Raw genomic sequence first — 13,008 nt, 5'->3', positions numbered from 1 at the left:
CCGACATTGATGTTATAATATTTGATAGTATTAACAGAAAGAAGGTAACGCTTTTGAAAGATTGTATTTTTTGTAAAATTGTCAGAAACGAAATTCCCAGCTACACGATTTACGAAGATGATGTTGTCAAAGCGTTTTTGGATATTTCCCAAGGGACCCCGGGACACACACTTGTTATTCCAAAAAAACATATTGCCAACATTTTCGAGTATGACCCGGAACTTGCCGCACAGGTCTTTTCCCGAATTCCCAAAATCGCTCGGGCAATTAAAGCGTCAAATCCTGATATTAAGGGGATGAATATCGTTAACAACAATGGCCAAATTGCCTACCAATCAGTATTTCACTCCCATTTCCACTTAGTTCCCCGTTACACGACCCATGACGATTTTGCGATGATCTTCAAAGATAACTCCAATAAATACTCACCAGACGATTTGAAGAAGATCCAAACCAACATCATCGACCATATAGGAGACTGATTATGAAGACCGGAATAAAAATGCTTGGTTCGGCGGCCTTTTTATTTGGTGTTTACTTATACAGTAACAAAGAAACGCCGACAATGTTTGTCCGCCGAGTTAACGAAAATCTCCGCGAGAAAAAACAGGCTTACAAGAATTGGCAGGCCGCCTATCAGAATTTAAAGCAGTCTGTCGCTGAACTTAAAACGCGCATGCCTGAATTGGAAAAGGCCTTAACAGCGATTCAACGTGATATTGACGAAGCGCAATTTCAGATTCAGCCCAGAATTGATGAAATTAACAAATACGCTTCGAAAATGAAGCAATGATAATGTTCATTTTATGAATTTTTGTTTAAGTTCAACAATGGCTTATGTTTGTCGCCAATAATATGTTATTATTGTACGGAACGTTTGCTTTACAAACGAATACTATTGTAGAAATGGATGTGTTTTTGTATGAAAAAATGGCTAATCGTTTTAGCCGGAGTACTCATGAGTTTTACGCTTGCAGCCTGTGGCAGCAAAACAGTTGCGACTACCGATGGCGGTAAGATTACCGAAAGTGCTTATTACAGCAGCTTGAAGGTACATCAAGTGGTAAACAAGTATTGCAGCAAATGATTCTTAACAAAGTTTTGGAAAAACAATATGGTAAAAAAGTTAAGGATTCAACTGTTAACAAGCAATTCAATAAATACAAGAAGCAATACGGTTCATCATTCAATGCGGTTCTTCAGCAAAACGGTATGACTGCTTCACAGTTAAAAGATTCGATCCGTTCAAATCTTTTACTCCAACAGGCTGTTCGGGACAACACCAAGTTTACCGATGCCCAGTTGAAGAAACAGTTTAAGTCTTACCAACCAAAAGTTACGGTTAACCAAATTCTGGTTTCCAAGAAGTCAATTGCTGAAAATGTTATTAAACAACTTAAGGCCGGCAAGAGCTTCTCAAGTCTAGCCAAGAAGTACTCAACCGATACTGCTACCAAAAATAAAGGCGGCCGGATCTCACCATTTGACAACACCAACACTTCTCTTGATACCAACTTCAAGAAAGCTGCTTTCAAGCTGAAGAATGGTGAATATACCAAGACTCCGGTTAAAACTCAGTATGGCTATCAAGTCATTCAGATGGTTAACCACCCTGCAAAGGGAACTTACAAAGACCATGAAAGTGAACTGAAGACGCAAATCGTTGACAAGCGTTTGGCTGACAGCGACACATTGCATTCAGTTGTATCAAAAGTCTTGAAGAAAGGTAACGTTTCCATCCAAGACAAAGACCTTCAAAACGTCTTATCTGATTACCTCTCAACTTCATCTAAAAAGAAGTAATTTTTAAATAGCTAATCAAAAAGGACTATGACATTAAAGTTGTCATGGCCCTTTTTGGTTGGCTAAAAAGCATTTACTTGTACTTGTTTCCGGTAATCCTTTCATGACTGCTAAGAACCTGTTTTTAATCTTTAATAGCGTTTCAATAAAAGCCTAATGAAGGCTAAAGCTACCATAATTCGACTAGTTTGTAGGTAACGTTCGCAGTTGCGCCATAGGCGCCGACATTTATCCAACCAACTAAAGGATCGTTCAACCACCCACCGCTGTGGGGTTATTCGCCCATGCTTCAAATCACTTTGTTTAGCGATGATCATTTCAGCACCAATTGTGCTTTGAACCAACCCTGCAAAATTTTCTCCGGTGTAGCCTCCATCGGCCATTACCCGTTTAACTAAACGAAACTGTTCCGAGTTCAAAGCCAGTAACGCTACCGCGCCATCACGTTCAGAAACGTTAGCCGTCGTGATGTGAATGCCTGCGGCCAACCATTGATATCCACGGCGAGATGGCGTTTGATGCCGGAGATTTTTTTGCCACCATCATAGCCTTTGTTTTCAGCCGTTTCAGTATTTTTAACACTTTGAGCATCTAAAATGATGAATGAAGTGGGTGCCGAACGGCCCATGTGTAATCGACCTTGATCGACAATTTTTTTAAGATTAAATCTAACTGGCTATGGCCAACTTCATCAATTGGTTCTGACCAGCGACGAAAGTAACCATAAACCGTTTGCCACCTTGGAAAGTCATGGGGTAACTGACGCCATTGAGATCCGGTACGGAGAATATAGAGAACGGCATTAAAGATCTCGTAGAGATCCACTTGGCGTGGTCGCGTGCGTTGCCGCACGGCTTCTAAATCAGGTCGAATTAGTTCAAATTGCTGACGCGTAATGTCACTGGGATAACCAATCATCTAAAATCACCTTTTTAATGAAATTGTATCAAAAGGGATTCGGTCTAACAAAGATTAAAAACAGGTTCTAATTAGAATAATCGGCTTGGATCCTGGCCTTCCTGACGTGGCAGATTCCCCGGATGAGGCTTATAAAAGCGCCGATTATCTAATCCAAAGACCCGATCAGAATAATCTCCAGGATTAACGTTTGCGAGTGCCCCTTGAATCATCATAATCGATGCATCCAACTCATCCAAATCATGAAGAATCTCAGCTTCCAATAATTTTGGTCGCTCAGGGGAACCATATTCAAGTAAGCCGTGATGTGCCAAAACCATGTGCCTAAGTAACAACAGGTCCTCATTTTGACCATCGATTCCCAATTTATCCGCTGCTTCAACAATTTCCGCGTCGATAATACTTAGATGACCCAGTAAATTACCGGCAAGTGTATATTCAGTTCCAACCGGACCGGACAGTTCAACCGTTTTGCCAAGATCATGCAGGATCGCCCCCGCATACAACAATGGTGCATCAATTCCCGGGTACTGGTTAACAACTGAATGTGCCAGCCGTAAAATTGAAATTGTATGAAAAGCCAGTCCGCCGGCAAAATCATGGTGATTGCTTTTAGCAGCCGGGTAACTAAAAAAAGCCTTGGCGTGTCGGTTCAACAAAGCCCGAACAATTCGATTTTCCGTTGCGTTTGTAATTTCAAAAATCGTTTGGTTAATGTAGTTTTTCATTTCCTGGCTGGTCATAGGCGCCCGCTTAACAAACATTAACGGATCATGCGGTTCATTATCTCGGGCCAGCCGCATTTCGTAAATTTTAACTTGAGGGGTCTCTTTGTACATTTCCCGTTTACCTTTTAAATAAACCACCCGCCCCGGGATAAACTGTTGGGCATCCTGCTCACTTGCATCCCAATACATACCGGAAATTTGACCTGATTGATCTTGAAACGTTATCGAAAGAAAGGATTTTCCGTTTTTAGCCACGCGCTTATCCGCGTTTTTTATCAAAACATACGTTTCAAAATCTGCTTCCAACGCAAAATCCATTAAATGTTTTGCCATTTTGTCAACCCCCTTAAAGCTTGGTTAAATTAATTTTATGTGCCTTGGCCGGCAATTCATGACGCGCCGAAAAATATAAGACCTGTGTGCGTTGACTGATTTCTGTCATGATTTTAAAAGCGGCTGATTTTCTTTCCGAATCAAAGCTCATGAAACCATCGTCAATAATCACCGGTAGCGGGTAATCATCACTGAAACCGACGGCCATCGAAAAAATCAACGCCAGATATAATTGTTCCAAAGTCCCTTTTGACAACTCATTAATGGCAAACGTTTCACCATCTGCACGGGTAACCGTAATTTGGTCACCAAATTGAATATCCCGATAATGATCTTGCGTTAAAATACTGAAATATTTTCTGGCAAACTTAACTGCCTTGGGCAATCGCCCTTTGGTGGCCAGGTCCAATACCCGTTGAAGCCATTGCTTAGTCAAAAGCAGTGCCAGATATTGATGGACATTGTCAATTATTTCGGACTTTTGATTTGCCAACTGCTGCTTTAAATCGTCATACCGGCCATTGTTAATTAAAGCTTCTATTCGAACGCCCAACTGTGCCTGCTTTTGATTCAATTGTGTCAGCGCTGCTTGAGTTGTCATCAGCTCACTGTTGATTTTCTGAGCATCTGCTTCAATCTCTGCTTGATCAATCTCTTGTTTTGAAAACATATTAACCGTTTTTAGTTGCGCAATTACTTCTTGTTTTTGAGTCAGCTTCGCCCGAATTGTCCGCTGCTGCTGAACAATTTCAGAAAAGCCGTCATTGGAAGTCACGTTTCTTTCTCGTAAAAAGGCTTCTAATTGCGTCTGAGCTGCCGAAAGTTTGGCCGTGGCATGTTTAACTGCCTGTTCATAAGCCGCCAAGCCACTTTCCCGGTTTTGATAAGCAGCTGTTTGCTGCCGCCACTCTGCAACAATTTGATCAATTGTTTGAATTGTTGTTTCGACATCATTACCAAGTGGCAGCCAATCACTGGCAAACCGCCACTTTTGAAGATACTGTGTGACTTCTTTTAAGTAGTGATCCCGCTGTTCGGTATACTGAAGTTGCTGTTTCTTTAAATCTGCCAATCGTTTAAGGCCAGGCTGAATCGCCAGCCATTGACTTTGGTCAATCCCGTCCAAGCCATATTGGTTTGTCAAGGCCGCTAATTTTGAATCGGCTTCTGCCACCGGAGACGCCACTTCTTTAACGGTTTGTTCTTCCTTGCGGCCACTTGATCCCCGCTGTTGATTATAGCCATACCGGCCGACAAGTCCGGCAACCAGATAACCCAACCAACTAAAAGGCAGCTGATGGAAAATAATCGCTGCCAAGGCCAACCCACCCGCAAGCAGATAAAACAAGTTAACCGGCTGACTCGCCTGAACATGCTGTCGGCGTCTCTGATGCGGCATTGTCGTCGCCGCATCTTGATGGGCAAATGTCATTACGTAAGTTAAATCAGCATCAGTAAAAGCCCGTGGGAGCTGCCCCGCCCGATTGCGGGGAAGTTGGTTTTGAACTGCTTGGATCTGCTGCTGATTGGTGGTTAACTGCTCGTTTAAAAACGCCAGCCTTGGCAGCAGCTGCTTGATATCATTTAATTCAGCTGCCAGACTGTCAATTTGCTGTTGATTCTGTTCATAAAATTTTTGTGAAGGCGACTTGATTAATCGCTCCCGGTTTATCCTTAGCGACTGCTGATTGGTTTCCAATTGATCCTGATACGATGAGATTTGAGAATTCAATGTTTGAAAGGTCGAAACATCAGTCTCGTCAAATCCTTTTCGAAGCTGCTCTTCGTTTACCGGCTTTAATTGCTGGTATTTATTGAGTAATGGCAATGCAGCCATCTGATTTTGAATCACGTGACTTTGTTTCTGAAGTTGTTTGAGCTTTAGCTGATTTACTTTAATTTGGTCAGTTACTTCGGCTTGGCTTTTCTTCAAAGCCTGATACTCGGGGTAATCATTTCCCGCCAACTTCAGCTGATCTGTTAATTCCTGATACTTTTTTAACTGAATATTCAATTCAGGTTTGCGGCCTCGAGGCGTATAAAGCGCCTTCGCCTGTTTTTCCAAACTTTTTTGCAGGTCAAACCACCGATCGGCATCCGTTACACCGATTTGTTGAATCCGCATCCGCAACTCTGCTTCATTCATTTGATAGGCAGTCTGTTGATCCTCACCATTAAAATAAAACAGCTGTTGGTACGTCTCCCGTTCAAGTGGCGAAATAAACTGCTGATAGCTACTTTCCGGCAATTGAAGCTGTTGATCCGCATCAAAGAATTGAACCGTGCCGCCTTTAGGCCCCTTGGTTCGGATAAGTCGATAGTGTCGACCCTGGTTTTCAAAGCTGATTTCACCACCGTATGTATCCTGACGACCCTTGGGAATATATTGTCCATGAATCGCTTGCCGTTTGTTCTGAAAGCCAAACAAAATTGAGATGATGAAATCGATAATGGTACTTTTACCAGCCTCGTTTGGCCCATAAATTGCTTCTAAAGGACCGTCAAAATTAATCTCGGTATCAAGCCATTTCCCATAACCATAAATTTTCAAACGTGTAATCAACATGATGTGTCACCCGCTTCTCGTTGGCTGTTTTCCTGTAAAATTGCCATTGCCCGATCAAAAATATCGGCTGCCGTGTCCGTCATCTCCAAGTCATCATGGATAAAAGAAGTTGTTTTTAAAGAACCGGCCAATTCCTTTAATTGCCCAGAGGTAAAGGTTACCTGTTTGGCTTCTTCGAAATACTGCTGATCCAGATGACTAATAATGGCCGGCTGGGATTGATGAATTTTAATGGACGTCAACCAACAGTTCAGCGACTGCCAATTTCGACTGTTCATGTTTTGAAGTGTCGCCAACAAAGAGCCGTCAGAAACAGCCTTTAAAACATCGGCAGAAGCAGGTTGATCGCTTACCAGCACAACTCGAATAAAGGTCAGTTGTTTAAAATCCCGCGTCGTTAACTGTTTAAAAACGGCATCAGCTAACGCACCGGCTCGTGCTTGACTTACCGGCAATTGAAGCGTCTGCCAAATAATCTCAGCCGTTGGGATAAACTTGGTTGTTAAAGTCTGATGATCGGTCGCAACTAACAGGTACCCCTTTTCACCCGGCTCATTAATATGGCGCCCCTGGGTATTGCCGGAATAATTAATAGTCCCCATTGAATTAAGCGATTGGCGCTTATGAATATGACCAAGCGCCCAGTAATCGTAGTCCTTTGCTTCAAGTTGGCCGACACTGAAGGGTGCGTAATTGGCTTCCGGTGACTTGGAAGCAGCCAAACTACCATGCAGCATCCCGATATGCCAGTTAACATCTGTCGCCCTTTGGGGATAGCCTTGAATCACCGGCTCTCTGATCCATTGTTTATCAAAGCTAAAGCCGGAAATTGCTACCCGCTGACCATCTTTTAACGTCAATTTGGTTGTTGCGGCGTGATTTGGAAATACAAACGTGTTTTGAGGATAACCAAGTTGGCTGACATCGCCGCTAAAATAATCATGGTTGCCAAATGAAATCAAAACAGAAATACCGGCTTTATCCAATCGGTTTAATTGCTCAATAAAAAAGGTCTCTGCGTAAACACTGTGATCATTGCGATCAAACAGATCTCCAACCAGCAGAACAAAATCAACCTGCTGTTCAATGGCGTCATTTACAAGCCGATTAAACGACGAAAATGTCGATTCACGAACCCGGTTCCAAAGCTCAGTTGGCATCGTATGGTTTTGTAAGCCCAAAAATGGGCTGTCCAAGTGCAGATCTGCCGCATGAATAAATTTCAACGCAAGCCATTCCTTCCTCTATAAGTTATGTACGCTAAAAATGCCGAATTTAGTTTTTAATCACTAAATCCGGCATTTTTTAATTACGGTATAAGTCAACGATTGGCTGAGTGACAACTCGATTAACGTCGTTCAAGAGGTCGTTAAGTGCCTTTTCTTTAGTCATCAAATTAGAAATTGATTCATTTTCTTTAACCTGACCGGCCATATTCTGTGCACGTTTAATGTCGGTCTCGGCAGGCTGTTGTCCCTGCATCTGCTGTTGTTGAAGCTGCAGCTGTAATTTCTGAAACTCAGTGAAAAGTTTAAAAGTTTCCGGATCAGCCTTGATTTGTTCATAGGCCGCCTTTAAATCGGCAAATTGAGCAGATTCTTTTAAATCATCTTGAAGCTGCGTTGCGGTATCCATTAATTTATCAGCCATAAAAATCTCCTTAGTTGTTATATTCAATTAATTTTAACATATAAATGCCCTTGTTCATACCCGGCCGTTCTACTATTGGCCAAACCACTTTTTGGCATCATTAAAGAAGTCCTTTGCTTTTTGGCCAATTTTATCAGAGTATTGTTCCGTCTTCTTTTGAATAGTGTCCCACAAGTTGTCGTCATTATGCTGCTGATCCTGAACAATCGTCTGAGCATCCTTGGTATCAAAACTGGAATTCTTGGTATATGGCAACATTGTCTGCATTTCATTTCTAAACAACGGCCCCATACCGGTCCCGCTTAAATTTTCCAAATGGTGCGCCTGACTGGTACTGTCAAAGCCTTCCCAAGTAGCGACAACCAGATCCGGTGTGTAACCGACAATCCATTTATCTTTGGTTGCGTCCGAGGAACCGGTATCATCGGCCTCGGTACTGCCGGTTTTACCGGCAACCGAATACCCATAAGGCTTGGCATCGGCACCGGTTCCGTTATTAAAGACGCCTAACATCATACTGGTCATCTGTTTGGCAACGGACGCCGGCATAATTTGCCGTCCCTGCTGCTTGGCAGTATTGTCAACAACTACCTTTCCGGTTGAATCAACGATTTTTCGAATATAGAACGGCTTCATTACCTTACCACCATTGGCAAAGGCTGTGTAAGCCCCGGCCATCTGCTGGGGTGACACACCGGATGACAGTCCGCCCAGCGCCAATGCCAGGTTCTTGTCCTGCTTGGTTACCGGAATATTGAAATCCTTGACCGATTGATAACCCTTGTCAACGCCGATCTGATTCAGCAGCCAAACTGCAGGCGCGTTCATACTCTGCGCGAGTGCTTCATACATGGGAACCTTCCCCTGGTAACGTTGTTATAATTTTTAGGTGTATAATGATTGGTGCCATAGGACTTCTTCTTATCAACCAATTCAGAATCGAACTTATAGCCGGCCTCCAAAGCCGGTGTATAAACCGCCAATGGCTTCATTGCCGATCCCGGTTGACGCTTAATTTGAGTAGCCCGGTTATAGCCCCGAAAAACATGCTGGCCCCGGCCGCCTACAACGGCAGTTACCCCGCCGGTTGTTGGCGAAACACCAATTGAGGCTGCCTGAACCGCAGTTCCATCGGCGGCATTGGTTGGAAACAGCGTATTATTTTTAAACGTCGTCTGCATTTGCTGCTGCTGCGATTGATTTAAATTCGTATAAATCCGGTAACCACGATTCATGATCTCCGATTCAGTCAATCCATACTTACTAATCGCCTCATTAATGACGGCATCAAAATAATAAGGATAGCGATACCCGTCTTTTCGGACATAGGTGTTTTGAACGTTAATCGGTGTTTTCTTATAATAATCTGCCTGAGCTTGCGTTAATTTATGATTTTCAACCATCAGCTGTAAAACAACGTTTCGCCGCCATTTAGCTGCTTTGGGATGATCAACCGGATTAAACGCGCTTGGTGACGTCAACATCCCCGCTAAAACCGCTGCGTCAGGAACCGACAGCTGACTGGCATTTTCGCCAAAGTATCGTCGGGAGGCGTCCTGAACACCCCAAACACCGTTACCAAAATAAGCATTGTTCAGGTACATCGTTAAAATTTCATTCTTTGAATAAACATTTTCAACCTGAATTGCTAAAAACAGTTCTTTGAATTTTCGAGTCATCGTCTGTTCCTGGGATAAATAGGCATTCTTAACCAGCTGCTGAGTTAAGGTACTGCCACCGCCACTAATGTAGTTGCGGTGAAGCAGCTTGTTCTTTAAAAGCAGTAAAAATGCTCGGCCAAATCCCTTTACGGAAAAACCATATTCGTGATAAAAATTGCGATCCTCAGTTGATAAAACCGCTTTGGGGATATTACGGGAAATTTTACTCAAATGCACATAGGTCCCCTTTTGTGCATACAATTCGCCCGCCTTTTTGTTACTAACATCAAAGATTTCCGTTGTTTTCGACAAAGACGATTCCAAATTTTGAACGTGGGCTGTCTTAGCAAGAAAAGTTAAATAGATGCTTCCGGTTAGCGTTATAGTCAAAACAAAAACGACCAACCATTTTATAAGATGAAATTTTCTACAAAACCGATTCAGCTTCCCAATCATTGGCCCGAGCCATTTTTGGGAAGCTCTTTTAGAATTATTATTCTTCATGAGATTCTCCTTTTGTAGATACATCACATTGTATCATAACCCAGGAATTCGCAAATTGAAGTCGCCAAAATTTTAAGGGGATTTAAAAAAGCGTTCGCGCTTCTTTAATAAATTACGGGAAACGGGACCGAGACAAAAGTAATTTTGTCCGGTCCCGTTTTAATTAATCACGATTTTTACCGAGCGGAAACGTGCGCCGAAAGGCAACTTCCTGTCTTGCAGCCGATTTTGGCACACGCTTTCCCGACTAAAATCGGCCTACATTTCATCCGGTGCTTTAACACCTAATAAATTCAATGATTCCTTTAAAACAATAGAAACTGATTTAACAAGTGCCAATCGAGCGCCTAACTTGTCATCTTCTACCAAAACCTTTGAATGGGCGTAGTATTTATTAAATGCCTTTGCTAATTTCAAAGAATACTTGGCAATTTCGGAAGGTTCAAAATCCTTGCAGGCACTTTCAACAACACTTGGAAATTCATTCAATGCCGTAACGGTCTCCCAAGCAGCCGGATCATCAACTTCCTTATCAGTTGTATGGAAATCAACAGCCGATGCTTTCCTTAAGATGCTTTCTGCACGGGCGTGGGAATACTGAACGTATGGGCCGGTTTCGCCTTCGAATTTCAGTTGATCTTCCAGCACGAAGTCGATATTGTTGGTTCGTTCATTCTTCAGGTCACCGAAAATAATCGCACCAACCAACTTCCTTGGCAACTTCATCCTTGTTTGCCAAGTCGGGATTCTTAGCTTCGATTTGCTTTTTGGCTAAATTAATTGCATCATCCAACACTTCATCCAAGAGAATAATGCGGCCGGAACGCGTTGATAACTTTTTCCCATTAACCGTAATCAAACCAAATGGAATGTGATGTAAATTCTCGGCTGACGGTAACCCCATTTCAAGCAAAACCGCTTTTAACTGTTTGAAATAGTAAGTTTGTTCGGAACCAACCACGTAAAGGTTCATCGCTGGCTTGTAAGTCCGATCACGATAGATTGCTGTCGCAATATCACGGGTAATGTATAACGTTGCACCATCACTCTTTAAAATTAACGCTGGATTTAACTTATACTTGTCCAAATTAACAACTTGTGCGCCCCGAGATTCGACCAAAAGTCCCTTGTCCTTCAAGATCTGGATACCTTCATCCATTTTGTCGTTATAAAAGGCTTCACCGTTGTAAGTATCAAAAGTAACGCCTAGTTTATCGTAGATCTTGTTAAAGGATTCCAATGATACCCGACGGAACCATTTCCAAAGTTCAAGTTCTTCTTTGTTACCGTCTTCCAACTTCTTGAAGGTTTCACGGGCTTCATCATCAAGTTCAGGATGTTCTTTATCCTCTTTGTGGAATTTAACGTAATATTTAACCAGATTATTAATCGGATCTTTCTTAACATCGGCTTCATTACCCCACTTCTTGTAGGCCACAATGAGTTTCCCGAATTGCGTTCCCCAGTCACCCAAGTGATTATCCTTAATTGGATGATAACCGTTTTTAACCAGCAGCTTGGCAATTGAATTACCAATCACAGTTGAACGCAGGTGTCCCATTGAAATCGGCTTGGCGATGTTAGGGGACGACATATCGATTGGGACATTACCGCCCTTACCGTTGTCATTTTGACCGTAAGTCGACCCTTCTTCAATAATATTGGTTAAAACCTGACTGCTGAATTTCCCCTTATCCAAGAAGAAATTAATATAGGCGCCCTTAGCCTCTACCTTCTCATAAGAAGTCTGATCAATTTTAGCAACCAGATCAGTCGCAATTTGATTTGGGGCCTTATGAAATACCTTGGCCAGTGAAAAGGCTGGAAAAGCTAAATCGCCCATTGATAATGACTTTGGCTTTTCTAACTTTTCATAAACTTCTGCTGATGACAACTCATCATTTAAAACACTTAAAATTGAATTTGTTACTTGTGCTTTATAATCCATTGCTATTCCTCCATCAATAAATGTACAAAAAAATCTCTTACAACAAAAAAATTGTAAGAGACGAGTAACCCCGCGGTACCACTCTAATTGATATGATTAATATCCGCTCAATTATTCAGTTTCATATTCTAAAAAGCACGCTTCATTGGGTAGATATTCCGGCTCCCACCATTCCGGAATCGCTGATTATCCAGAGACCAACTACTTCTCTTTTATAGTCGAATAAATGATTCTTTACCGGCTGACTCGTCTTTTTGATTACAACTTTAACAAAAATCGAATTAACTGTCCGGTTCAAACATCCGATAGTCATAACTACTTTTCGGACAAAGCGGGTAACGGGAATCGGACCCGCGACACAAGCTTGGGAAGCTTGGATTTTACCACTAAACTATACCCGCAATTAAGAATAACCAAGAAATATTATATCATGTCCGGCAGATTTTGTCATAAACATTTTTTATCCATAAAGAATTCAAAATTTAATTGCAATTTTTCATCTGATTACTGATACTTAAAGTAAAGAGGTGATAACGGCATGTGGGTTACATTAAATTACGTGTGTTGGGCCATACTGTTGGCCAACTTTTTTTGGGGACTAACCCGAAAAATCAAAAAACGGGTAATCGATTCGATGATGATTTCAAGACTGTTTTATTGGCTGATCGTTATCAGCCAAGTTGTGATTGGGCTGCGATCATTTCACCGTCACCCACTGCTTGTCGGCATCGGTGCCATTACCACCCTGGTTATCATCGCTTTATCCGAAACCGCCTATGGCAGAAAACAGGAAATCAACTATACCCCCAAGCTGCTCTGGTTTTTAATCGGGCTGGGCTTAATAAGTATCGGTATCCAAACAACGGTCAACTTTTAATTAAGTTGACCGTTTTAATG

General features: G+C 42.2%; 7 protein-coding genes, 1 tRNA gene and 4 pseudogenes. 4 read left to right on the top strand and 8 right to left on the bottom strand.

Annotated elements, in window-relative coordinates; translation table 11 throughout:
• The first annotated feature begins 53 nt into the window (after positions 1 to 53).
• From JCM14108_RS03715 to JCM14108_RS03705, 3 genes and pseudogenes are all read left to right on the top strand, one after another.
• The gene (locus JCM14108_RS03715; protein ID WP_035178500.1) at positions 54 to 482 is read left to right on the top strand and encodes an HIT family protein; all 429 of its coding nucleotides are present in this window, start codon (positions 54 to 56) and stop codon (positions 480 to 482) included.
• 2 nt (positions 483 to 484) lie between these two features.
• Positions 485 to 793 (top strand): hypothetical protein, encoded by a 309-nt coding sequence (locus tag JCM14108_RS03710; protein ID WP_035178499.1) that lies wholly within the window; start codon positions 485 to 487, stop codon positions 791 to 793.
• 129 nt (positions 794 to 922) lie between these two features.
• Positions 923 to 1,803: pseudogene (locus JCM14108_RS03705) on the top strand (peptidylprolyl isomerase PrsA).
• A gap of 131 nt (positions 1,804 to 1,934) precedes the next feature.
• Here the strand turns inward: JCM14108_RS03705 and JCM14108_RS14250 are convergent.
• The 8 genes and pseudogenes from JCM14108_RS14250 to JCM14108_RS03660 all read right to left on the bottom strand — a co-directional run bounded on the left by JCM14108_RS14250 (position 1,935) and on the right by JCM14108_RS03660 (position 12,512).
• Positions 1,935 to 2,721, bottom strand: a pseudogene (locus tag JCM14108_RS14250) (IS5 family transposase).
• Between the two features lie 71 nt (positions 2,722 to 2,792).
• A complete protein-coding gene (locus JCM14108_RS03690) occupies positions 2,793 to 3,782 on the bottom strand; it encodes a 3'-5' exoribonuclease YhaM family protein (protein ID WP_035178497.1) in 990 nt (329 codons plus the stop codon).
• 13 nt (positions 3,783 to 3,795) lie between these two features.
• On the bottom strand, positions 3,796 to 6,348 hold the full coding sequence (locus JCM14108_RS03685) for an ATP-binding protein (RefSeq protein WP_035178496.1): 2,553 nt from the start codon (positions 6,346 to 6,348) through the stop codon (positions 3,796 to 3,798).
• Complete coding sequence (locus tag JCM14108_RS03680) at positions 6,342 to 7,574, bottom strand: metallophosphoesterase family protein (RefSeq protein WP_035178495.1); 1,233 nt, start codon at positions 7,572 to 7,574, stop codon at positions 6,342 to 6,344. The genes JCM14108_RS03685 and JCM14108_RS03680 overlap by 7 nt, the downstream gene beginning before the upstream one ends.
• A gap of 79 nt (positions 7,575 to 7,653) precedes the next feature.
• Positions 7,654 to 7,998: a YlbF family regulator gene (locus JCM14108_RS03675; protein WP_035178494.1), complete on the bottom strand. Its 345-nt coding sequence runs from the start codon at positions 7,996 to 7,998 to the stop codon at positions 7,654 to 7,656.
• A 72-nt stretch (positions 7,999 to 8,070) separates the two neighbouring features.
• Positions 8,071 to 10,200: pseudogene (locus JCM14108_RS03670) on the bottom strand (PBP1A family penicillin-binding protein).
• A 221-nt stretch (positions 10,201 to 10,421) separates the two neighbouring features.
• Positions 10,422 to 12,111 (bottom strand): annotated as a pseudogene (gene argS / locus JCM14108_RS03665) (arginine--tRNA ligase).
• Positions 12,112 to 12,441: 330 nt separating this feature from the next.
• Positions 12,442 to 12,512: transfer RNA gene (locus tag JCM14108_RS03660), tRNA-Gly, on the bottom strand.
• A gap of 137 nt (positions 12,513 to 12,649) precedes the next feature.
• Between JCM14108_RS03660 and JCM14108_RS03655 the strand changes: the two genes are divergently transcribed.
• Complete coding sequence (locus tag JCM14108_RS03655) at positions 12,650 to 12,988, top strand: YisL family protein (protein WP_035178493.1); 339 nt, start codon at positions 12,650 to 12,652, stop codon at positions 12,986 to 12,988.
• The last annotated feature ends 20 nt before the right edge of the window (positions 12,989 to 13,008 follow it).

The sequence above is a fragment of the Lentilactobacillus farraginis DSM 18382 = JCM 14108 genome, assembly GCF_000583655.1.
In the GTDB taxonomy this organism is placed as follows: domain Bacteria; phylum Bacillota; class Bacilli; order Lactobacillales; family Lactobacillaceae; genus Lentilactobacillus; species Lentilactobacillus farraginis.
This window is presented reverse-complemented; position numbering and strand designations above follow the sequence as displayed.